25 protein-coding genes, 1 tRNA gene and 1 riboswitch are annotated in these 21,762 nt (G+C 69.1%); of the genes, 10 read left to right on the forward strand and 16 right to left on the reverse strand.

Features of this window, described 5'->3' with window-relative positions:
- Positions 1–6: 6 nt before the first annotated feature.
- The 3 genes from ABZ833_RS17310 to ABZ833_RS17320 are packed head-to-tail and all read right to left on the reverse strand — an operon-like array spanning position 7 to position 2,656.
- Positions 7–972 carry an ABC transporter ATP-binding protein gene (locus tag ABZ833_RS17310; RefSeq protein ID WP_361047129.1) on the reverse strand — a complete coding sequence of 322 codons (966 nt, stop codon included), beginning with the start codon at positions 970–972 and terminating at the stop codon, positions 7–9.
- A 6-nt stretch (positions 973–978) separates the two neighbouring features.
- Entirely contained in the window at positions 979–1,824 is an 846-nt protein-coding gene (locus ABZ833_RS17315) for an ABC transporter permease (RefSeq protein WP_361047526.1), read from the reverse strand.
- Between the two features lie 10 nt (positions 1,825–1,834).
- A complete protein-coding gene (locus tag ABZ833_RS17320) occupies positions 1,835–2,656 on the reverse strand; it encodes an ABC-2 family transporter protein (RefSeq protein WP_361047131.1) in 822 nt (273 codons plus the stop codon).
- Positions 2,657–2,865: 209 nt separating this feature from the next.
- Here ABZ833_RS17320 and ABZ833_RS17325 point away from each other — a divergent pair, with 209 nt between their 5' ends.
- Positions 2,866–5,391: a transglycosylase domain-containing protein gene (locus tag ABZ833_RS17325; RefSeq protein WP_361047134.1), complete on the forward strand. Its 2,526-nt coding sequence runs from the start codon at positions 2,866–2,868 to the stop codon at positions 5,389–5,391.
- Between the two features lie 10 nt (positions 5,392–5,401).
- Here the strand turns inward: ABZ833_RS17325 and ABZ833_RS17330 are convergent, their stop codons facing one another.
- From ABZ833_RS17330 to ABZ833_RS17340, 3 genes are all read right to left on the reverse strand, one after another.
- A complete protein-coding gene (locus ABZ833_RS17330; protein WP_249589693.1) occupies positions 5,402–5,722 on the reverse strand; it encodes an SMR family transporter in 321 nt (106 codons plus the stop codon).
- Positions 5,723–5,771: 49 nt separating this feature from the next.
- Positions 5,772–5,841, reverse strand: a riboswitch (guanidine-III (ykkC-III) riboswitch).
- A 62-nt stretch (positions 5,842–5,903) separates the two neighbouring features.
- Complete coding sequence (locus ABZ833_RS17335; protein ID WP_107101836.1) at positions 5,904–6,206, reverse strand: co-chaperone GroES; 303 nt, start codon at positions 6,204–6,206, stop codon at positions 5,904–5,906.
- 97 nt (positions 6,207–6,303) lie between these two features.
- Positions 6,304–6,633 carry a DUF3618 domain-containing protein gene (locus ABZ833_RS17340; RefSeq protein WP_361047137.1) on the reverse strand — a complete coding sequence of 110 codons (330 nt, stop codon included), beginning with the start codon at positions 6,631–6,633 and terminating at the stop codon, positions 6,304–6,306.
- A gap of 154 nt (positions 6,634–6,787) precedes the next feature.
- Here ABZ833_RS17340 and bcp point away from each other — a divergent pair, with 154 nt between their 5' ends.
- From bcp to ABZ833_RS17365, 5 genes are all read left to right on the forward strand, one after another.
- On the forward strand, positions 6,788–7,255 hold the full coding sequence (bcp, locus tag ABZ833_RS17345) for a thioredoxin-dependent thiol peroxidase (protein WP_249589691.1): 468 nt from the start codon (positions 6,788–6,790) through the stop codon (positions 7,253–7,255).
- A gap of 123 nt (positions 7,256–7,378) precedes the next feature.
- Positions 7,379–8,875 (forward strand): glycine betaine/L-proline transporter ProP, encoded by a 1,497-nt coding sequence (proP, locus tag ABZ833_RS17350; RefSeq protein WP_361047141.1) that lies wholly within the window; start codon positions 7,379–7,381, stop codon positions 8,873–8,875.
- 149 nt (positions 8,876–9,024) lie between these two features.
- Positions 9,025–9,666, forward strand: a complete 642-nt coding sequence (locus tag ABZ833_RS17355) for an HNH endonuclease signature motif containing protein (protein WP_361047144.1) — start codon at positions 9,025–9,027, stop codon at positions 9,664–9,666.
- Entirely contained in the window at positions 9,663–10,343 is a 681-nt protein-coding gene (locus tag ABZ833_RS17360; RefSeq protein ID WP_361047146.1) for an HNH endonuclease signature motif containing protein, read from the forward strand. Before ABZ833_RS17355 ends, ABZ833_RS17360 begins: the two co-directional genes overlap by 4 nt.
- Before the next feature lie 20 nt (positions 10,344–10,363).
- Positions 10,364–10,447 (forward strand) — tRNA-Leu (locus ABZ833_RS17365).
- A gap of 65 nt (positions 10,448–10,512) precedes the next feature.
- Here the strand turns inward: ABZ833_RS17365 and rdgB are convergent.
- From rdgB to ABZ833_RS17385, 4 genes are all read right to left on the reverse strand, one after another.
- Positions 10,513–11,118, reverse strand: a complete 606-nt coding sequence (gene rdgB, locus ABZ833_RS17370; protein ID WP_249589689.1) for an RdgB/HAM1 family non-canonical purine NTP pyrophosphatase — start codon at positions 11,116–11,118, stop codon at positions 10,513–10,515.
- Between the two features lie 49 nt (positions 11,119–11,167).
- Positions 11,168–11,563, reverse strand: coding sequence for a hypothetical protein (locus ABZ833_RS17375; protein ID WP_361047149.1), 396 nt, complete (start codon positions 11,561–11,563; stop codon positions 11,168–11,170).
- A 129-nt stretch (positions 11,564–11,692) separates the two neighbouring features.
- A complete protein-coding gene (gene rph / locus ABZ833_RS17380; protein WP_361047152.1) occupies positions 11,693–12,436 on the reverse strand; it encodes a ribonuclease PH in 744 nt (247 codons plus the stop codon).
- 105 nt (positions 12,437–12,541) lie between these two features.
- Positions 12,542–12,775 (reverse strand): PTS glucose/sucrose transporter subunit IIB, encoded by a 234-nt coding sequence (locus ABZ833_RS17385; RefSeq protein WP_249589685.1) that lies wholly within the window; start codon positions 12,773–12,775, stop codon positions 12,542–12,544.
- A 223-nt stretch (positions 12,776–12,998) separates the two neighbouring features.
- Here ABZ833_RS17385 and ABZ833_RS17390 point away from each other — a divergent pair, with 223 nt between their 5' ends.
- The 3 genes from ABZ833_RS17390 (at position 12,999) to ABZ833_RS17400 (ending at position 16,836) form a co-directional block, all read left to right on the forward strand.
- Positions 12,999–14,312: a PTS transporter subunit EIIC gene (locus ABZ833_RS17390; RefSeq protein WP_361047155.1), complete on the forward strand. Its 1,314-nt coding sequence runs from the start codon at positions 12,999–13,001 to the stop codon at positions 14,310–14,312.
- Between the two features lie 266 nt (positions 14,313–14,578).
- Positions 14,579–15,844, forward strand: a complete 1,266-nt coding sequence (locus ABZ833_RS17395) for a PTS transporter subunit EIIC (RefSeq protein WP_160505266.1) — start codon at positions 14,579–14,581, stop codon at positions 15,842–15,844.
- Positions 15,845–15,933: 89 nt separating this feature from the next.
- Complete coding sequence (locus ABZ833_RS17400) at positions 15,934–16,836, forward strand: hypothetical protein (RefSeq protein ID WP_361047159.1); 903 nt, start codon at positions 15,934–15,936, stop codon at positions 16,834–16,836.
- A 12-nt stretch (positions 16,837–16,848) separates the two neighbouring features.
- Here ABZ833_RS17400 and ABZ833_RS17405 read toward each other — a convergent pair whose 3' ends face one another.
- Entirely contained in the window at positions 16,849–17,601 is a 753-nt protein-coding gene (locus tag ABZ833_RS17405; protein WP_361047162.1) for an MBL fold metallo-hydrolase, read from the reverse strand.
- Between the two features lie 224 nt (positions 17,602–17,825).
- On the opposite strand from ABZ833_RS17405, the gene ABZ833_RS17410 reads away from it, so the two are divergent.
- Entirely contained in the window at positions 17,826–18,287 is a 462-nt protein-coding gene (locus tag ABZ833_RS17410; protein ID WP_361047165.1) for a type II toxin-antitoxin system PemK/MazF family toxin, read from the forward strand.
- A 62-nt stretch (positions 18,288–18,349) separates the two neighbouring features.
- Here the strand turns inward: ABZ833_RS17410 and ABZ833_RS17415 are convergent, their stop codons facing one another.
- The 5 genes from ABZ833_RS17415 to ABZ833_RS17435 all read right to left on the reverse strand — a co-directional run bounded on the left by ABZ833_RS17415 (position 18,350) and on the right by ABZ833_RS17435 (position 21,693).
- Entirely contained in the window at positions 18,350–19,303 is a 954-nt protein-coding gene (locus tag ABZ833_RS17415) for a cysteine synthase (RefSeq protein WP_249589679.1), read from the reverse strand.
- 6 nt (positions 19,304–19,309) lie between these two features.
- Positions 19,310–19,588: a MoaD/ThiS family protein gene (locus ABZ833_RS17420; protein WP_249589678.1), complete on the reverse strand. Its 279-nt coding sequence runs from the start codon at positions 19,586–19,588 to the stop codon at positions 19,310–19,312.
- A 138-nt stretch (positions 19,589–19,726) separates the two neighbouring features.
- Positions 19,727–19,828, reverse strand: coding sequence for a putative leader peptide (locus tag ABZ833_RS17425; protein ID WP_336605789.1), 102 nt, complete (start codon positions 19,826–19,828; stop codon positions 19,727–19,729).
- A 69-nt stretch (positions 19,829–19,897) separates the two neighbouring features.
- Positions 19,898–20,701: an ABC transporter ATP-binding protein gene (locus tag ABZ833_RS17430; protein WP_361047170.1), complete on the reverse strand. Its 804-nt coding sequence runs from the start codon at positions 20,699–20,701 to the stop codon at positions 19,898–19,900.
- On the reverse strand, positions 20,698–21,693 hold the full coding sequence (locus ABZ833_RS17435) for an iron ABC transporter permease (protein WP_361047531.1): 996 nt from the start codon (positions 21,691–21,693) through the stop codon (positions 20,698–20,700). Before ABZ833_RS17435 ends, ABZ833_RS17430 begins: the two co-directional genes overlap by 4 nt.
- Between the last annotated feature and the right edge of the window lie 69 nt (positions 21,694–21,762).

Below are 21,762 nucleotides of genomic sequence, written 5' to 3' on the forward strand. Positions count from 1 at the left end.
AGCAGCCTACGAGGTCGCCTTCTCCGCGTACATCTTGGCGATGACCGCCTCGATGTCGGGTTCCCTGACCGAGAGGTCGACCATCGGATACCGCTCCGCGACCCGGGCGACAAGCGGAGCTGCCGACTCCGCCGCAGGGAAGGCCAGCCACTGCCGCGGGCCCTCCACCCTCACCACCCTCGCCGACTCCACCTCGATGGGCGGAAGTTCACGTTCCAGGTCCACGACCAGGGTCCGCTCGCTCTCGCCCACCTCGTGCAGACCGGCAAGCGCGCCGTCGTACATCAGGCGGCCGTGGTCGATCACCATCACGCGCTTGCAGAGCTGCTCGATGTCGGTGAGGTCGTGCGTGGTGAGCAGGACCGTCGTGCCCGCCTCCGCGTTCAAGTCCCGCAGGAACTCCCGCACTTTGGCCTTGCTGATCACGTCGAGGCCGATCGTCGGCTCGTCCAGGTACAGCACCTCGGGATCGTGGAGCAGCGCCGCCGCGATGTCGCCGCGCATCCGCTGACCGAGCGAGAGCTGACGCACGGGGACGTCCAACAGGGCGCCCAGCTCCAGGAGTTCGACGCAGCGGTCGAGGTTCTCCTTGAAGCGGGCGTCCGGGATCCGGTACATGCGGTGCATCAGGCGGTACGAGTCGATCAGCGGCAGGTCCCACCACAGGGTGGTGCGCTGGCCGAAGACCACGCCGATGCGCCGCGCCAGGCGGGTGCGCTCGCGGGACGGGTCGATGCCCGCCACGCGCAGCCGCCCTCCGCTGGGCGTCAGGATGCCGGTCAGCATCTTGATCGTCGTCGACTTGCCCGCGCCGTTCGGCCCGATGTAGCCGACCATCTCGCCGCGCGGCACGGTGAAGCTGATGCCGTCGACGGCACGCACCTCGTGCTTCTCGCGCCGCAGGAAGCCGGTCTTCTTCCGTACGTCGAAGACCTTCTCGACGCCGTCGAGCTCAATGAGGTCTGATTCCACGGCAGTTCAGCTCCCTGTGCTGCGGTACGAACGAAGGCCCGTGCGCCAGGCGAGGCCCGCGAGTGCGAGGAGGACGGCGGCCACGAGCGGCGGCGTGAACGCGACCCACGTCGGCAGGTCGAGCGGATAGGGCCGGCCGAGGACGTACAGGGCGGGGATCCAGTTCACGAAGGCCAGCGGCAGGATGAACGTGGCGCCGCGCACCAGGTCCTTGGCGAAGACGGTCGGCGGGAACTGGAGCAGCGTGGTGCCGCCGTACGTGAAGGCGTTCTGCACCTCGGCCGCGTCCTGCGCCACGAACTGGAAGGCCGCGCCCGCCACGAACACGGCCGCGAAGATGCCCGCGCCGCAGAGCAGCATCAGCGGGACCATCAGGACCTTCAGCGGGGTCCAGGCGATGTCCAGGACCACGAGCGCGTACACGAGGACGAACCCGCCCTGGAGGAGACGCCCGACCCTGTGCAGCCCGAAGCGGTCGGCGGCGACCTGTGCGATCACCGGGGCGGGCCGCACCAGGAGCGTGTCGAGCGTGCCGTCGCGCACCCGCTTGCCGAGCCGGTCCATGGACCCCAGGGAGAGGTCGGCGAGCCCGAACGAGGTGCATGAGGCGCCGTACAGGAAGGCGATCTCGGAGAGCGAGTAGCCGCCGAGCCGGTCCACCTGGGAGAACATCAGCAGGATCGCCGCGAAGTCGAAGGCGGTCACCGCGAAGTTGCCGAGCGCCGTCATCGCGAAGGAGAGGCGGTAGGCCATGAGGGAGCGGATCCACATGGCGGAGATCAGCCGGTAGGCACGAAGCCCGTCCCGCACCTGCGTGAGGCCATGTCGCTTCCGCGTGAGCCCGTCCCGCATCCGTGTCAGGTCAGCCACCCTGGACCACCACCCGTCGCGTGGCCACGGCCTGCAGCAGCCGCCCGGCCGTGAGCAGCGCCGCGGCCCAGCCGATCTGGAAGGCGTACGTCTGGAGCAGGTCCACGCCCGTGTGCTTGCCGAGGAACACGTCGGCGGGCACCTGGAGCAGCGCCGACCAGGGCAGGGCGCGGGCGATCTCGCCCAGGGCGCCGGGGAAGACGTTCAGCGGGAGCAGCATCCCGGAGAAGAAGGTGCCCGCGAGCATCGCCACCTGGGTGGTGCCCGCGCCGTCCATCAGCCAGAACGCGGAGAGCGCCACCAAAAAGCGCAGCGCGAAACTGACAAGGGCGCCGAGGAACACGGCGAGCAGGAACGCCAGCCAGCGCAACGGCTCGGTGGGCAGGGCCAGGTCGAAGATGAGGGCGCCGACCACCATCGGCACGACACCGCGCCCCAGGAGCTGGAACAGGGCCCTGCCCAGGTCGGTCGCGAGCCACCAGAGCTGCAGGTCGGCGGGCCGGTACAGGTCGACGGCGATGTCTCCGGTGCGGATCCGCTCGATCAGCTCGCCCTCGAAGCCGCCGCCCATCAGCGCCATCACCGTGAGCAGCGCCTGCCCCAGCCAGACGAACGTCAGTGCCTGCGACTGGTCGTAGCCGCCGAGGCCGGGCCGCTCGTCCCAGAGCGCGATGTAGGTGTAGGCGAGGATCAGCCCGAAGACGGTGTTGGTGAACACCCCGGCCAGGGTCGCCGTCCGATAGGTCGCGTACCGCCGGAAGCCTCCGCGGGCGACGGCCGCGTACAAGCGGAACCGTCCTGTACGCACACGCATCCCCTTTAACGAGAGTCTTGACGACAGCCTTGACGAGAGCCGTGCCCGTTCCGGGCCAAAGAGACGGAGCCTAGTGCGGTCGTCATCGCTCGTGCCAGGCATTTTCGGCGCACGGCGCGTGCCTGGCAGGGAACGCATGAAGCGACAGTGTGCAATGGGTCGTACGAGGCGTACGTGACGTACGACGCGAAACGGGAGTTCCACGAGACATGAGCAGCGACGAGCCGCAGCAGCAGGGCGCCAAGGGACCAGAGGGCTGGGCGCCCCGCGAACCCGTGGACACCCCGGCCGACACACCCGAGAGCACCCCCGACGCCCCCGACGCCGCCAGTACGCCTGAGGGCGCGGCGGACGCGCAGGACACTGACGGCGACAAGGGCACGGGCAAGAAGGGCAAGAAGAAACGCCCCAAGCGCAAGGGCTGGCGGCGGATCTTCCCCACCTGGCGCATGGTGCTCGGCGGGTTCATCCTGCTGATCCTGCTCTGCGTCGGCGGCTTCGTCGCGGGCTACATGATCGTCGACATCCCGCCGGCCAACGCGGCGGCCACCGCGCAGAGCAACGTCTACCTCTACGCCGACGGCAGCCAACTGGCCCGCGACGGCGAGGTCAACCGCGAGAACGTACCGCTGAGCCAGATCCCCAAGAAGGTCCAGCACGCCGCGCTCGCCGCCGAGGACCGGGACTTCTACAGCGAGTCCGCGGTCGACCCCAAGGCGATGATCCGCGCCGCCTGGAACACCGTCACCGGCAAGGGCAAGCAGTCCGGTTCGACGATCACCCAGCAGTTCGTGAAGAACTACTACCTGGGCCAGGAGCAGACGATCACCCGCAAGGCGAAGGAATTCTTCATCTCCATCAAGCTGGACCGCGAGGTGAGCAAGAACGACATCCTCGCCGGGTATCTCAACACCAGCTACTTCGGACGCAACGCGTACGGCGTGCAGGCCGCGGCCCAGGCCTACTTCGGCGAGGACGTCAAGGACCTGGACACCGCGCAGGGCGCCTATCTGGCGACGCTCCTCAACTCGCCCAACGCGTACGACGTGGCGACCCACCCGGAGAACAAGCAGCGCGCCGAGGGCCGCTGGAACTACGTCCTGGACGGCATGGTCAAGGAGGGGTGGCTCAGCGCCGCCGAACGCGCGAAGACCAAGTTCCCGACGCCGAAGGAGGCCAAGGGCGCCTCCGGCCTCTCCGGGCAGCGCGGTTACCTCGTGCAGGCCGTCGAGGACTACCTGACGTCCAACGACATCGTCGACGAGGACACCCTGGCCAAGGGCGGCTACCGCATCACCACCACCCTCCAGAAGAACCGCCAGGAGGCCTTCAAGGAGGCCGTCGACGACCAGGTGATGTCCAAGGTCGACAAGGACGCCCGCAAGGTCGACCGCAACGTGCGCGCGGGCGGCGCCTCGATTGACCCGGACACCGGCAAGGTCGTCGCGATGTACGGCGGCATCGACTACACCAAGCAGTACGTCAACAACGCCACGCGCCGCGACTACCAAGTGGGCTCCACCTTCAAGCCGTTCGTCTTCACCTCGGCCGTGGAGAACGGCTCGGTCACCCAGGACGGCCGCACGATCACCCCGAACACGATCTACGACGGCACCAACAAGCGCCCGGTGCAGGGCTGGGACGGCGGGACGTACGCCCCCGAGAACGAGGACGACGTCAACTACGGCAACATCACCGTCCGCGCCGCCACCGACAAGTCCGTCAACTCCGTCTACGCGCAGATGGCCGTCGACGTCGGCTCGGACAAGGTCAAGGACACGGCGATCGCCCTCGGCGTCCCGGAGTCCACCCCCGACCTGACCGCGTCCCCCTCCATCGCGCTCGGCCCGTCCACGGCCTCCGTCCTGGACATGACGGAGGCGTACGCGACGCTCGCCAACCACGGCAAGCACGGCACGTACACGATGGTCGAGAGGGTCACCAAGGACGGCCAGGAGATCGAACTGCCGGAGAAGAAGACCGCGCAGGCCGTCAGCCGCGAGGCCGCCGACACCACCACGTCCATCCTGCAGAGCGTCGTCGACGGCGGCACGGGCACGGCGGCGCAGGCCGCGGGCCGCCCGGCGGCCGGCAAGACCGGCACCGCGGAGGAGGACCAGGCCGCCTGGTTCGCGGGCTACACCCCCGAACTCGCCACGGTGGTCTCCGTGATGGGCCAGGACCCGGACACCGGCGCGCACACGCCGCTGTACGGGGCGCTCGGCCAGCCGCGCATCAACGGCGGCGCCTACCCCGCCCAGATCTGGGCGCAGTTCACCAGGGACGCCCTGGAGGGCGAGCCGGTGCGGGACTTCGACCTGGAGCTGGAGGAGGGCGCCGACGTGCCGGAGATCCCCGACCCCACGGACGTCGAGCCGGACCCGGCGACCGGCGGCGCGGCCACCGGCGGCGACGACGACACGCAGGGCCAGGACCAGGGCCAGACCCAAGGTCAGGACCAGGGCCAGACGCAGGGCCAGGACCAAGGGCAGACCCAGGGCCAGGACCAGGGGCAGACCCAGGGGCAGGATCAAGGGCAGACGCAGGGCCAGACGGACGGCGGTGCCACCGTCGACGGCGGAACGGCCGACGGAGGCACCACCGCCGATCCGGGCGCCGCCCAGGGGCAGACAGACGGCTCCACCGCCGACGGCGGTACGGGTGCCGACGGCGGAGCCCTGGGCGGCCTGACGGACGGCTCGGCCACCAGAAGGCGGGGCGAACCCGCCCAGTAGCCGGTGGGTGCTAGTGCCCCGAGGTCGCCTTCAGACCCACGACGGCCACGAGCAGCAGCACGACGAAGAAGATCCGGGCGGCGGTGGCGGGCTCACCGAGCACCATCATCCCGACCACCGCCGCACCGGCAGCACCGATGCCGACCCACACGCCGTACGCCGTACCGATGGGCAGCGTCTTGGCGGCATGGGAGAGCAGCAGCATGCTCGCGACGATCCCGAGGCCGGTGAACACGCTCGGCCACAGCCGGGTGAACCCCTCGGTGAACTTCATCCCGATCGACCAGCCCACTTCGAGCAGACCGGCGACGATCAACAGAACCCAGGCCACGACGGCACCTCCGACACGTAGAGACGCGAGATCGCGTCACTTGAATGGGGGTGCGTCGTCTTTGCGGAAACCCGGTACGGCGCGTCTCGTCGGGGTCCTTGAAAGGTAGCAAAGAACGCGCAAAAGGGGCTGGTGACGATGGTCACCAGCCCCTTCCGTACGTCTGTGGACCGCTACAGCGCTACAGGTACAGCCCGGTCGAGTCCTCGGAGCCCTCGAACCGGTCGGCGGCCACGGCATGCAGGTCGCGCTCGCGCATCAGCACGTACGCCACGCCCCGCACCTCCACCTCGGCCCGGTCCTCGGGGTCGTACAGGACCCGGTCGCCCGGCTCCACCGCGCGCACGTTCTGCCCGACGGCGACGACCTCGGCCCAGGCCAGACGCCTGCCGACCGCGGCGGTCGCGGGGATCAGGATGCCGCCGCCCGACCTGCGCTCGCCCTCACCTGTGTCCTGCCGCACCAGCACGCGGTCGTGCAGCATGCGGATGGGCAGCTTGTCGTCGTGGGTGCTGTGTCCCTGGCTCTTGGCGCTCACGCCCCGAACCTACCTGCCAACGGCACGCCCGTACGATGCCGGGTCAGCGCTTGCGGCGGCGCGAACTCACCGTGAGCAGCCCCACGAGCCCCACGACCACCAGCGCCACCGGCACGACGCGCTCCAGACGCGGCGCACCGTCCTCGGTCACCAGCTGGCCCCGCACGTCCGAGATGACGCGATTGGCACCGACGTACACCCGGCCGAGGGAGTTGTCGACGCCCGCGACGACCTTGGCCTTCGCGTCACCGACGATCGTCTTCGGGTGGACCCGCACCCCGATCTCGTCGAGCGTCTCGGCGAGCGTCTCGCGACGGCGCTTGATGTCCGCCTCGATCTGCGCCGGGGTCCTGATATCCGACGTGTCCGACACCGCGCTGCCTCCGTGGTCGTGTCCGGCTGTCTGTTCTTCTGTACGTATCGCCGACAGTCTGTCAGCTCCGGGCGCACCGCACCCCACGGCACCCCTATTACCCTCGACTCCGTCACCACACGTTTTACGAGCACCCTGTGCGAGGAGACCGAAGATGAGCGAGCGACTCACCCCCGGCGAGACGGCCCCGGCCTTCACCCTGCCGGACGCGGACGGCAAGGACGTCTCCCTGGCCGACCACAAGGGCCGCAAGGTCATCGTCTACTTCTACCCGGCCGCCCTCACCCCCGGCTGCACCAAGCAGGCCTGCGACTTCACCGACAACCTCGACGCGCTCGCGACCGCGGGCTACGACGTCATCGGCGTGTCCCCGGACAAGCCGGAGAAGCTGGCGAAGTTCCGCGAGCAGGAGAACCTCAAGGTCACCCTGGTCGGCGACCCCTCCAAGGAGACCCTGGAGGCGTACGGCGCATTCGGCGAGAAGAAGCTGTACGGCAAGACCGTGACCGGCGTCATCCGCTCCACGATCGTGGTCGACGAGGCGGGCAAGGTCGAGCACGCGTTCTACAACGTCAAGGCGACCGGCCACGTGGCCAAGATCATCAAGGACCTTGGCATCTGACCCGCGCCTTCCCGCCCCACTCACATTGTGACGAACGCCCCCTTCATGGGGGCGTTCGTTTGCGTCGTCGATGTTCGAGCAAATGATGCCAGGAGGATTGTTCGCAGAACGGAAGGACTACCCATGGCGGCCCACGACGAGGCAGAGGCCGATACAGAGGCTGTGAAGCGCCACCGCACCCTCTTCCGAGCCGCCAAACGGCGCGCGAATCCACCGTTGCGCCGCACGGACATCACGGTCACGGACGATGCCGCGGTCAAGCGGGCGGTCAAAGCGGCCTCGCTCGGAAACGCCATGGAGTGGTTCGACTTCGGCATCTACAGCTACCTGGCCGTCACCATCGGCCACGTCTTCTTCCCTTCCGGGAACGAGACGGTCCAGCTGATCTCCTCCTTCGCGACCTTCGCGGTGTCCTTCCTCGTGCGGCCCATCGGCGGCATGGTCTTCGGCCCGATGGGCGACAAGATCGGCCGTAAGAAGGTCCTCGCGCTGACGATGATCATGATGGCGATCGGCACCCTCGCCATCGGCCTGATCCCGTCCTACGCCACGATCGGCTTCTGGGCCCCGGTCCTGCTGATCTTCTTCCGCCTCGTGCAGGGCTTCTCCACGGGCGGTGAGTACGGCGGCGCCTCCACCTTCATCGCCGAGTACGCCCCCGACAAGCGTCGCGGCTACTTCGGCAGCTTCCTGGAGATGGGCACCCTCGCCGGCTACACGGGCGCGGCCGGCCTGGTGCTGATCCTCAACTCGGCGCTCGGCTCGGCGACCATGGAGTCGTGGGGCTGGCGCGTCCCGTTCCTCGTCGCGGGCCCGCTCGGCCTCGTCGGCCTCTACCTGCGGCTGAAGCTCGACGAGACGCCCGCGTTCCAGAAGATGGAGGACGCCACCTTCCACTCGGCGTCCGAGGGCGCCTCCACCGTGGAGACCACCGCCAAGGGCGACCTGGCGAAGATCTTCACCAACTACTGGCCCACGCTGATCCTGTGCATCGCCCTGGTCGGCGCGTACAACGTCACCGACTACATGCTCCTGTCGTACATGCCGACGTACCTCTCGGACGAACTCGGCTACGACGACTCGCACGGCCTGCTGATCCTCATCGGCACGATGGTGATCCTGATGCTGATCATCAGCCAGGTCGGCAAGCTCTCCGACCGCTTCGGCCGCAAGCCGCTCCTGATGACGGGCATGGTCAGCTTCTTCGTCCTGTCCATCCCGGCGTTCCTCCTGATCAAGCAGGGCAGCCTGATCGCGGTCTCCGGCGGCATGCTGCTGCTCGGCCTCTCCCTGGTCTGCCTCCTGGGCACGATGTCGGCCACGCTCCCGGCCCTGTTCCCGACCTCGGTCCGCTACGGCTCCCTGTCGGTCGGCTACAACATCTCCGCCTCCCTCTTCGGCGGCACGGCCCCCCTGGTCATCACCTCCCTGATCAGCATCACGGGGACGGACATGATCCCGGCGTACTACTCGATGGCGGCGGCGCTGGTCGGCATAGTGGCGGTGGCCTGCATGAAGGAAACGGCCCAGAAGCCCTTGTCCGGCTCGCCCCCGTCGGTGGAGACGAAGCAGGAGGCAGCGGAACTGGTGGAGGCGGCAGCCCCAACCCCGAAGTTCTGACCCCTCCCCCTCCTCACCCGCATCCCGGAACGGCCCGCCCCACTCGAAAGTGAGGCGGGCCGTTCCGTATTTCGGACGTGACGGTCCGATTGTCGGTTCGTTGGCCCGTACGAGGCTGCGAACAGGCGGCCGGATGCGGAGGGGAAATCATGCCGGTCAGTGCGTACACCAGGGAGCGCCTGGAGGAGGCTGCCAAGTCATCGCGGACGTTGTCCGAGGCGCTGGGCAGATTGGAGGTGGACCCGAAGAGTTCGACGCGGAGGTACATCCACCAGCGGATGAAGAAGCTGGGGGTAGATACGTCCCACTTCGAGCGGGAGGGGGCTCGGTGGACCAGGGAGGTCCTCGAGCCTGCTGTGGCCGCCTCGAAGAGCGTGAACGACGTGTTGCGGTACCTGGGGATCGAGGTCGTGGGCGGCCACCACACGCACATCGCGCGCCGCATCAAGGCGTACGGCATCGACACGTCGCACTTCCAGCAGCCGTCCCGGACCGGCGTCCCCAAGCAGCGCCGCACGCCGCATCAGATCCTGGTCGAACAAGAGCCGACGACGGCCCGGCGCATGCAGAGTGACCGGCTCAAGCGGGCCATGACCGAACTCGGCGTCGTCGAGCGGTGCGCGATATGCGGAACGGATCCGCTGTGGCGAGGACATCCCCTGGCGCTGGAGGTGGACCACATCGACGGTGACTGGCGCAACAACCGGATGGAGAATCTGCGACTGCTGTGCCCCAACTGCCACGCGACCACGGATACTTACCGGGGCCGGGCCAAGGGACGACGGTCATGAGCGAGCCGGTCCGCTACACGCGGGAACTGCTGGCACAGGCCGCCGAGAGCTGTTCCAGTATCGACGAAGTCATCGCCTTTCTGGGCACGCGCCCTTACGGGAGCCTCCGCCGTCATCTGTTCACGCGGTTCGACCACTTCGGAATCGATGTCTCCCACCTTCCACGTCCACGGCGAGGGCACACCAGACCTTCCCCCGAGGAACTTCGGCAGGTGGTCTCGCAGTCCTCATCCATCGCAGGAGCACTGCGCATGCTGGGGAAGGCGGCGAACGGCCGGCCATACGCACTGTTCCGTCGCTGGGTGGACGAGGACGGACTGGACACCTCCCACTTCCTCGGTCAGGCCCACCAACGGGGCAAGCCAGGAACGACACCTCTGAAGACGGCAGCGGACGTGCTCGTCAAGCACGACCGTCAGCGCCGCACCAGGACCGTCTTCCTGCGTCGAGCGCTGAGCGAGATCGGCGTCCCCGAGCTGTGCGACGGGTGTGGGACCCCGCCCGAGTGGAACGGGAAGCCCATGACGCTGGAGATCGACCACATCAACGGCGACTGGAGCGACGACCGGCGCGAGAATCTGCGGCTGCTCTGTCCCAACTGCCATGCGATCACCAGTACCTGGTGTCGCGGAGGCCGCCGTGCACCCATCGGGGTCCGGAGACTAAGCACCGCCTGACCGGTAACATGACTGGCCATGCGGCCGTGGCGGAACTGGCCTACGCGCAACACTTAGGATGTTGTGGGAGAAATCCCTTGAGGGTTCGAGTCCCTCCGGCCGCACGCCTTCGTTTCTAAGGCCCGGCTCGCGCACCCCGCGAGCCGGGCCTTCGTCGTCCGTGCATCCCTCAGCCCAACAACTCCCGCACCACAGGCACCAACGCCCGAAACGCCTTCCCCCGATGGCTGATCGCGTTCTTCTCGGCGGCTGAGAGCTCCGCGCACGTGCGTGTCTCGCCCTCCGGCTGGAGGATCGGGTCGTAGCCGAAGCCGCCCGCGCCCGCGGGGGCGTGGCGCAGTACGCCCCTCAGTTGGCCTTCCACCACCCGTTCCGTGCCGTCCGGCAGGGCCAGTGCCGCCGCGCAGGCGAAGTGGGCTCCCCGGTGGGTGTCCGCGTCGATGTCGCCGAGTTGGGCCAGGAGGAGGTTCAGGTTCGCGGTGTCGTCGCCGTGGCGGCCTGCCCAGCGGGCGGAGAAGATGCCGGGGGCGCCGCCGAGGACGTCCACGCAGAGGCCGGAGTCGTCGGCTACCGCGGGGAGGCCGGTGGCCTGGGCCAGGGCGTGGGCCTTCAAGAGGGCGTTCTCGGCGAAAGTGACGCCGGTTTCCCTGACGTCGGGGATCTCGGGGTAGGCGTCCGCGCCGACGAGGTCATGGGTGAGGCCTGCGTCGGCGAGGATCGCCTTGAGTTCCGTGATCTTGCCGTTGTTGCGGGTGGCGAGGATGAGGCGGGTCATGCCCACCAGTATCCGGCCTGCCCCGGGTGCTACGGCCCTGCCCCGGGTGCTACGGCGTGCAGACCTTCGTCAGTTCGCCGGCCGCGTCCGTGATCGGGCTGAGGTCGGGGGTCGCGTCGCCGTTGTCGATGGACGTGCGGACGTTGGCGACGGCCTTGTCGAGGTCGTCGACCGCCTTGTTCACGTCGGTGTTGTCGGTCTTGTCGCCGATCTCGTCGATGTTCTTGTCGATCTTGTCGAGTGCCTCGTCCGCCTGCGTGGGGTCGTCGCCCGCCTTCTCGACGGCCTGCTGGAGGTCGGTGACGCTGTCGGCGATGGCGTCCGCGGTCTGGACGCAGTCGAGGGCCTTCTCGACTGCGCTGCAGCCGACAAGTCCGACGCCCGCCGGTACGGCGATCAGTACGGACGTGATGGCGATGGCGATACGGCGGTGACGCGCGGCCATGCGTGGATCCCTCCCCGGGTGCTGACACAGGCGCACGGCATTGCCCGTGCGCCTGTATCGGTAAGAACGCGTGTGGGGGGTCCGATGGTTGCCTCTGCCGGCCGCCCAGTTGGTTGTCCGCCCCGCTGACTACTGCTGCGTGGCTTCGAGCGCCTCGCGCTGGAACGCGGCCAGGTCCTCGCAGCCGCCGACCGCGAGGTCGAGCAGGGCGTTGAGTTCCTTGCGGTCGAAGGGCTCGGCCTCGGCGGTGCCCTGGACCTCGACGAAGCGGCCGTCGCCGGTGCAGACGACGTTCATGTCGGTGTCGGCCTTCACGTCCTCCTCGTAGCGCAGGTCGAGGAGCGGCACGCCGCCGACGATGCCGACGGAGACGGCGGAGACGGTGTCGGTGAGGGGCTTGCGGCCGGCCTTGATGAGCTTCTTGCCCTGGGCCCAGGCGACGGCGTCGGCAAGGGCCACGTACGCGCCGGTGATGGCGGCGGTGCGGGTGCCTCCGTCGGCCTGGAGGACGTCGCAGTCGAGGACGATGGTGTTCTCGCCAAGCGCCTTGTAGTCGATGACGGCGCGCAGGCTGCGGCCGATGAGGCGGGAGATCTCGTGCGTGCGTCCGCCGATCTTGCCGCGTACGGATTCGCGGTCGCCGCGGGTGTTGGTGGAGCGCGGCAGCATCGAGTACTCGGCCGTGACCCAGCCTTCGCCGCTGCCCTTGCGCCAGCGCGGGACGCCCTCGGTGACGGAGGCGGTGCAGAAGACCTTGGTGTCTCCGAAGGAGATGAGGACCGAACCCTCGGCGTGCTTGCTCCAGCCGCGTTCGATGGTGATCGGGCGGAGCTGTTCGGGGGTGCGGCCGTCGATGCGGGGCTGTGAGGACATGCGGCTGAGCCTATCCGCACCTGGGTGAGTGGCCCGTCCCCGCCGCATGGGTGAGGGACCCTTCCCCGTTGCCGGGCAGGGTCCCTCACCGGTGCGTTCAGCGACTCACATCATGTCTTCGATGTCCGCGGCGATCGGGTCCGCGTCGGTGCCGATGACGACCTGGATCGCGGTGCCCATCTTGACGACGCCGTGGGCGCCTGCGGCCTTCAGCGCGGCGTCGTCGACCTTGCTCGGGTCGTGAACCTCGGTGCGGAGGCGGGTGATGCAGCCCTCGACCTCTTCGATGTTGTCGATGCCGCCGAGCCCGGCAACGATCTTCTCAGCCTTGCTGGCCATGGTGTTCTCCCTGTTCCTAAAGGACGCGGCCTCACCACACCGTAGGTCCGCTTTGTCACGGTAACGCACGGTTGGAGCATCTTCGCGGGCGGTTACGTCACTCGTACCCAATGATGACGATCAAGGTGTCATCTCTGTGGGGACGGCACCGCACCCGTTCCGCAACTGGTCTACACCAGTTTTCAACGACCGCCAAACCTGGCTTGTTCCGGAGGGGACGCCGATGAGTTCCGAAGCAGCAGCGGTGCCGCAGAAGAAGTGGTGGGGCGGTCTTTTCCAGGGCCTGCAGAAGATGGGCCGCAGCCTCCAGCTCCCCATCGCCGTCCTGCCTGCCGCCGGCATCCTCAACCGCCTCGGCCAGCCGGACGTCTTCGGCGCCGACGGCCTCGGCTGGGACAACGTCGCCAAGGTCTTCGCGGCGGCGGGCGGTTCGCTCCTGGACTCCACCCTCGGTCTGCCCCTGCTGTTCTGCATCGGTGTCGCGATCGGCATGGCCAAGAAGTCGGACGGCTCCACCGCCCTCGCGGCGGTCGCCGGTTTCCTCGTCTACTACGCGGTCCTGCGCGCCTTCCCCGACGGCTGCCCCACGGACACCACCTTCGGCGGCGCGGGGATGTGGGGCGGCGTCTGCGTGGCGGAGGACGGAACGGTCGCACAGGCCCCGTACCAGAACCCAGGGGTCTTCGGCGGCATCGTGATGGGCCTGCTCTCCGCCTGGTTCTGGCAGCGCTACCACCGCGTGAAGCTGGTCGACTGGCTCGGCTTCTTCAACGGCCGCCGCCTCGTGCCGATCATCATGGCCTTCGTCGGTCTGGTCTTCGCGGGTCTGTGCGTGTGGATCTGGCCGCCCGTCGGTGACGCCCTGACCAGCTTCTCCAAGTGGCTCGTGGACCTCGGCTGGCTGGGCTCGGGAATCTTCGGCGTGGCCAACCGCGCGCTGCTCACGATCGGCCTGCACCAGTTCCTGAACACGTTCGTCTGGTTCCAGTTCGGCGACTTCACCAAGCCGGACGGCACGATCGTCCACGGTGACATCAACCGCTTCCTCGCGGGCGACCCGACGGCGGGTCAGTTCACGTCGGGCTTCTTCCCGATCATGATGTTCGCGCTCCCGGCCGCGGCCCTCGCGATCACGCACGCGGCCCGCCCCGAGCGCCGCAAGGTGGTCGGCGGGCTGATGCTGTCGGTCGGCCTGACGTCGTTCGTCACGGGCATCACCGAACCGATCGAGTACTCGTTCCTGTTCATCGCCCCGGCCCTGTACGCGATCCACGCGGTCCTCACCGGTGTCTCGATGGCGGTGACGTGGGGCCTGGGGGTCAAGGACGGCTTCAGCTTCTCGGCGGGTCTGATCGACTACGTGATCAACTGGAGCCTGGCGACCAAACCCTGGCTGATCATCCCGATCGGCCTTGTCTTCGCCGCGGTGTACTACGTCCTGTTCAGCTTCGTGATCCGCAAGTTCGACCTGCATACGCCCGGACGAGAACCGGAAGAGGAAGCGGAAGCACTGGACGCGGAGCAGACCAAGGCTTAGCTCCAGCAAGGGCTGAGCCCACGCCCCCGCACACAGCCACATACGGAAGACCCTCGGACTTCGGGTCCGGGGGTCTTTTGCCGTTCATTTCGCGTTATGGCCGACCCCACAAAACTCGTGGGTTCCTTACGTCACCTTCACCGTGCTACAACAGGTCTACACCACTAATTGGTGTAGACCACGCGGCTCTCGCCGCGGGACCCCCGGAGACGCCGCCGTCCCCCTCTTCCATGTCCTTGGCGGCGCCTTGCCCACTGGAGGAAGTTGTGTCCACGGCCAGTGCCGCCCCCGCGGCCGACAAGAAGAAGGGCGCAGGCGCGATGGCTGTCATGCAGCGCATCGGCCGCAGCCTCATGCTGCCGGTCGCCGTGCTGCCCGCAGGCGCCCTGCTCATCCGCCTCGGCCAGCCCGACATGCTGGGCCGCGAGTCCTTCCCCGAGTTCATCACCAAGATCGCCACCTTCATGGCGGCCGGTGGCAGCGCGATCATCGACAACATGGCGCTCCTGTTCGCCGTCGGCATCGCGATCGGCTTCGCCAAGAAGTCGGACGGCTCGACCGCTCTCGCGGCCGTCACCGGCTACCTGGTCTTCCAGAAGGTGCTCGGCACCTTCACGGACAAGAACCTGCCGAAGGTCGCCACGGCCGTCGACGGCAAGGTCGTCATGGTGGACGCGCCCGTGGACGCCAAGGTCCTCGGCGGCGTGGTCATGGGCATAGTCGTGGCCCTGCTCTACCAGAAGTTCTACCGGACGAAGCTGCCCGACTGGGCGGGCTTCTTCGGCGGCCGCCGCCTGGTCCCGATCCTCTCCGCCTTCGCGGGTCTGTTCATCGGCATCATCTTCGGCTACATCTGGCCGGTCCTCGGCACGGGTCTGCACAACTTCGGTGAGTGGCTGGTCGGTTCGGGCGCGGTCGGCGCGGGCATCTTCGGTGTCGTCAACCGTGCGCTGATCCCCGTCGGCATGCACCACCTCCTGAACTCCTTCCCGTGGTTCCAGGCCGGTTCGTACGAGGGCAAGAGCGGCGACATCGCCCGCTTCCTCCAGGGCGACCCGTCCGCCGGACAGTTCATGACCGGCTTCTTCCCGATCATGATGTTCGCCCTCCCCGCGGCCTGCCTCGCGATCGTCCACTGCGCGCGCCCCGAGCGCCGCAAGGTCGTCGGCGGCATGATGTTCTCCCTCGCGCTCACCGCCTTCGTCACCGGCGTGACCGAGCCGATCGAGTTCACGTTCATGTTCATCGCCCCGGTCCTGTACGCGATCCACGCGGTTCTTACCGGTGTCTCCATGGCGCTGACCTGGGCGCTCGGCATGAAGGACGGCTTCGGCTTCTCGGCCGGTGCGATCGACTTCTTCCTCAACCTGGGCATCGCGACCAAGCCCTGGATGCTCGTACTCGTCGGCCTCTGCTTCGCCGCGGTCTACTACGCGATCTTCCGCTTCGCGATCACCAAGTGGAACCTCCCGACGCCGGGCCGCGAGTCCGACGAGGAGCTCGCCGAGCTCCAGAAGGCCGAGGCGAAGTAGGCCTCAGCCTCACTTCAGGACGAAAGCCCCGCACCGTTGAGACCAACGGTGCGGGGCTTTGTCCGTCTCGTCCGCTTACCGTCGGATACATGACGACCCCCCGCATCCTCGACCTCGACCGCGACCAGCTCTCCGCACTCCGCGGCCGCGCCCTGACCGCGTCGGTCGCCGCCGCCGAGGGCCGCACCATGGTCGGCGAGGTGTTCGCCGACCGGGCGGCCCTCGTCCCGATGCCCGGCATGCCCGGTGTGCACAACGCCGAGCTCGTCGCGGCCTTCGGCGCCGACATCGTCGTACTGAACCTGATCGAGCGGGCCTGGGACGGCGAGCGGCTCGACCTGCCCGGTCTCGGCACGTTCACGTCCATCGCCGAGCTCGCCGCCTTCATCGGGCGGCCCGTCGGCATCAATCTGGAGCCCGGCGACGTCCCCGAGATCCGCCGCGCCAAGCCCGAGTACGCCCGACGGCTGATCGACATGGGTGCGGCGATGCTCTGCCTGACGGCGAATCCGGGGACGGGCGGTTCGTACGAGGGTCTGGCGCGGGTCACGGAGGAGCTGCGGCAGGGCCTCGGTGACGACGTCGCGCTCTGGAGCGGCAAGATGCACCACGCGGGGTACCCGGAGCGGGTCACCGCCGCCCGGCTCACCTCGCTCGTGGACGCGGGCGCGGACGGCGTCGTCATGCCGCTGCCCGGGACGCTGCCGGGCGTCACCAAGGAGCTGGCCGCCGAGGCGGTGGCCGCGGTGCAGGACGCGGGGGCGGTCGTGATGGGCGCGATCGGCACCAGCCAGGAGGGCAGCCACGCGAACGTCGTGCCGCAGCTGGCCCTGAACGCGAAGGAAGTGGGCGTCGACGCGCACCACTTCGGGGACTCCTACCTGCCGGGCATGTGCGACCCGGAGGTCATGTACGCCTACTCGGTCGCGATCCGCGGCCGCCGCCACACCTGGAACAGGATGGCGCTGGGCGGCCGCGGAACCAGGCGCTAGACCGCTGGATCGTCAGATCTCGTAGCTCCGGCCGGGCGACGCGAGTTCGACCGGTCCTTCGTACGCCGTCCGCGCGTCCGCCAGGTTCACCTGGGGGTCGGTCCACGGCGGGATGTGGGTGAGGACGAGGCGCGCCGCCTTCGCGCGCCGGGCGGACTCGCCCGCCTCACGGCCGTTGAGGTGCAGGTCGGGGATGTTCTCCTTGCCGGCGGTGAAAGCCGCCTCGCAGAGGAACAGGTCGGTGTCGGCGGCCAGTTCGTCGAGCGCGCCGCTCACGCCGGTGTCTCCCGAGTACGTGAGGGACTTGCCCCCGTGCTCGACGCGGATGGCGTACGCCTCGACGGGGTGGCGCATCTTCTCCGTGCGGACCGAGAAGGGGCCGATGTCGAACGAGGCCGGCTTGACGGTGTGGAAGTCGAAGACCTCGCTCATCGAGGAGGCCGACGGGGTGTCGGCGTACGCGGTCGTGAGGCGCTGTTCGGTGCCCTCGGGTCCGTAGACCGGGATGGGGGCGCAGCGGCCGCCGTCGTGCCGGTAGTAGCGCGCCACGAAATAGGCGCACATGTCGATGCAGTGATCGGCGTGGAGATGGCTGAGGAAAATCGCGTCGATGTCGTAGAGACCGACATGGCGCTGCAGCTCGCCGAGGGCACCATTGCCCATGTCGAGAAGCAGCCGGAAGCCGTCGGCCTCGACGAGGTAGCTCGAACAGGCCGAGTCCGCGGACGGAAACGACCCCGAGCAGCCGACGACGGTGAGCTTCATGGAGCGGAAACCTCCGGGGGCGAAACGGGGGTTGTGCGGGGGCCTTGCGGGGGCTCGCGAAGAGGCCTGCGTCAGGCTCTTCGAGGAGTTCTGCGATCCGTCGAGCGTAAGGCGCAAAAGGTCCGGTCGCTCCTCCGTCGTGGGCCGTTGTGGGAGAACTCACCTGCGGTGTCACCGGTTCGGGGGGCGCGCGGGGCGGGGTGCGCGCCGGTACCGTCTGCGGTATGGATACGTCGTGGTGGCTCGCCCTGGCCGCTGTGGTGGTGCTCGCGATGGTCGCCGCCGTGGTGGACGGCCGGGGGCGCAGCGACCGCGGACCCCGCGGTCGGACCACCCGTCCGCCGAGCCGTCCGCGCGGGCCGCGGCGCAGGCTGCCCGCGCCCGAACCGGCCGAGATCTGGTGGGCGAAAGTGCCCTACGAGGACGGTACGGGCGAGAAGGACCGGCCCTGTCTCGTCCTTTCGGTGCGGGGCGAGAGCGCGGTCGTCGCGAAGATCACCAGCAAGTACCACGACGAGCGGGCCGGGGTGATCCCGCTGCCGCCCGGTTCGGTGGGCGACGCGCGGGGGCGGCCCAGCTTCCTGGAGACGGCCGAGCTGCGGGACGTTCCGGTGTGGGAGTTCCGCAGGCGGGCGGGGATCGTGGATCCGGCGCTGTGGGACCAGGTTCGGTACTTGGCGGGCTGAGCAGCAGAACGCCGGACGGGCCGGATGTCTCCGGCCCGTCCGGCGTTGATGCGGATCTGCTGCTACGCCCAGAGTTGGCCCTGCAGTGTCTCGATGGCCGCCTCGGTCGTCTCGGCGGTGTAGACGCCCGTCGAGAGGTACTTCCACCCGCCGTCGGCCACGACGAACACGATGTCGGCGGACTCCCCCGCCGCCACCGCCTTCTTGCCGACGCCGATCGCCGCGTGCAGCGCGGCCCCGGTGGAGACCCCGGCGAAGATGCCCTCCTGCTGGAGGAGCTCGCGGGTGCGCGTCACCGCGTCCGCCGAGCCGACGGAGAAGCGGGTGGTCAGGACGGACGCGTCGTACAGCTCGGGGACGAAGCCCTCGTCCAGGTTCCGCAGGCCGTACACGAGGTCGTCGTAGCGGGGCTCCGCGGCGACGATCTTGATGTCCGGCTTCTGCTCGCGCAGGAAGCGGCCCACGCCCATGAGCGTGCCCGTGGTGCCGAGGCCCGCCACGAAGTGGGTGACCGAGGGGAGGTCCGCGAGGATCTCCGGGCCGGTCGTCGCGTAGTGCGCGCCCGCGTTGTCCGGGTTGCCGTACTGGTAGAGCATCACCCAGTCCGGGTGCTCGGCCGCCAGCTCCTTGGCGACGCGTACCGCCGTGTTGGAGCCGCCCGCCGCCGGGGACGGAATGATCTCCGCGCCCCACATGGCGAGGAGCTCACGCCGCTCCTGCGAGGTGTTCTCCGGCATGACGCACACGATGCGGTAGCCCTTGAGCTTGGCCGCCATCGCGAGCGAGATGCCCGTGTTGCCGGACGTCGGCTCCAGGATCGTGCAGCCGGGCGTCAACCGCCCGTCCTTCTCCGCCTGTTCGACCATGTGCAGCGCCGGGCGGTCCTTGATGGAACCGGTCGGGTTACGGTCCTCCAGCTTCGCCCAGATGCGGACGTCGTCGGAGGGCGAGAGGCGCGGCAGGCGGACGAGGGGCGTGTTGCCCACGGCCGCCAGCGGGGAGTCGTAGCGAGGCATCCGCGATCAGACCATGCCGCCGGCCACGGCCGGGAGGATCGTGACGTTGTCGCCGTCCGTGAGCTTGGTGGTGATGCCGTCCAGGAAGCGGACGTCCTCGTCGTTCAGGTACACGTTCACGAAGCGGCGCAGCTTGTCGCCGTCCACGATGCGCTCGGCGATGCCCGCGTGCCGCGAGTCGAGGTCGGTGAAGAGCTCGGCGAGGGTGTCCCCGCTGCCCTCGACGGCCTTGGCGCCGTCGGTGTAGGTGCGGAGGATGGTCGGGATGCGGACCTCGATGGCCATGGCTGGGGGCTCCTGTCGGGAGAAGTCACGTGGGTGGGCGCGCGGCGGCCCGGTCGTGCGGGTGCGTCAGTTCGAGTGCGTAGGCAGAGGCGTTACGCGCAGGTGGCGCCGCGGCTCACGGCCGTACGGCGGCGGCTGTCAGCGCGAACAGATCGCGCTGGAGAGCCTGCACAAATCGACGTGCAGACGCGCAACGAGCAGCATGCCCGGCATCTTGTCGCTCACGTCGTGGGGAACCATGCGGTCATCGTATCGATTCCCGGTCCGGGTTCTGGAATGTGATCTCACATGGTGGATGGAATGCGTCCATCACGTGGATGACGGGAGGCGTGGCCCCGCTGTGGGCAGGTAGGTGACCGTCGGGGCGCCCGTGGCCGGGTGCACCGCGACCTCCGCTGTGACTCCATACACATCGGCGAGGAGCTCGCTGGTCAGGACCTCCTTCGGCGGTCCCGACGCGACCAGGCGGCCGGCGTCGAGCACGTACAGACGGTCGCAGTAGTAGGCCGCCAGATTGAGGTCGTGCAGGGCCAGGAGATTCGTCGTGCCGAGGTCGCGGACCAGGGAGAGGATCTCCAGCTGGTAGCGGATGTCCAGGTGGTTGGTCGGTTCGTCGAGGACGAGGACCCCGGGCTGCTGCACCAGCGCCCTCGCCACGAGCGCGCGCTGGCGCTCGCCGCCGGAGAGCCCGGCGAAGGTGCGGTGGGCGAGGTCCGCCGCGCCGACCCGCTCGAGGGCCCCGTCGACCAGGACGGCGTCCCGCGCGGTGTCCGCCTCCCAGAAGCGCTTGTGCGGGGAGCGGCCCATGGCGACGATCTGCCGGACGGTGAGCTCGAAGCCGGTGTGCCCGTCCTGCGGGACGGTGGCGATGCGCCGTGCGCGGTCCTTGGCCGAGCGGGCCGCGAGGTCGTCGCCGTCCAGGAGCACGCGGCCGCCGGTGGGCGCGAGAGTGCCGTAGACGCAGCGCAGGAGGGTGGTCTTGCCGCTGCCGTTGGGGCCGACGAGGCCGACGGTCTCGCCTCGGTCGGCGTGCAGGGTGACGTCGTCGACGAGGGTCTTCTCACCTGTGCGGTAGGAGAGGGATTCGGTGCGCAGGAGGGCCGGGTCGCTCATGCGGTGGCCTCCGTACGGTTCCTTCGCAGCATCCACAGGAAGAACGGGCCGCCCGTCAGCGCCGTCAGGACGCCGACCGGGATGTCCTGCGGCGCAGCCACCGTGCGCGCGGCGAGGTCGGCGGTCACCAGGAACACCGCGCCCATCAGGGCCACCACTGGCAGGAGCGCCCGGTGCGCGGCGCCGACCAGCATCCGGGCCGCGTGCGGCACCATCAGGCCGACGAAGCCGATGGCTCCGCTGTACGCGACGAGTACGCCGGTCAGGAGCGAGGCGAGGACGAAGACGGCGGCGCGGAAGCGGGCCGTGTCCAGACCGAGGACGGTGGCGCCCTCCTCGCCGACCAGGAGCAGGTCGAGGGGGCGGGCCAGGACGACGAGCAGCGCCGTGCCCGCGATCAGGGCGGCGCCCGGCAGGGCGAGCATGTCCCAGCGGGCGCTGCCGAGGCCGCCGAGCGTCCAGTACAGGACTTCCTTCAGGTGGTCCGCGCTGTCGGCCATGATCAGGATCAGGCTGGTCAGGGCGGAGAGGATGTACGAGACGGCCACTCCGGCCAGGATCAGGCGGCCGGTGGCGAACCCTCCCCCGCCGGACCTGGCCAGGGTGTAGACGACGAGCAGGGAGAGCAGCGCGCCGACGAAGGCCGCGGCCGGGATGGTGACGGTGACGGACACGCCCGCGCCGATGCCGAAGGCGCTGCCGAGGACGATGACGGCGACGGCTCCCGCGGACGCTCCGGAGGAGACGCCGAGGAGGAACGGGTCGGCCAGCGGGTTCCTCACCAGGGCCTGGAGGACGGTGCCGATGACGGCGAGCCCCGCGCCTACGGCTGCGCCGAGCAGGACCCGGGGCAGGCGGACGTCAAGGACGATCGTGCGGAACGGGGAAGGCTGTGCCCCTCCCGTCAGGATCTCCAGGACGTCAGCCGTGGGGATGCGGACCGACCCCAGGGCCAGGCCCGCAACGACCGCCGCCGCGAGGGCCACCAGCAGCCCGGCGACGACGGTGCCGTAACGGAGTCTTCCCCTGCCCCTCGACCGGTGGCCGTCGATCACCGGCTC

Origin of the sequence: Streptomyces sp. NPDC047525 (genome assembly GCF_040643025.1) — a bacterium.
Lineage (GTDB): Bacteria > Actinomycetota > Actinomycetes > Streptomycetales > Streptomycetaceae > Streptomyces > Streptomyces durmitorensis.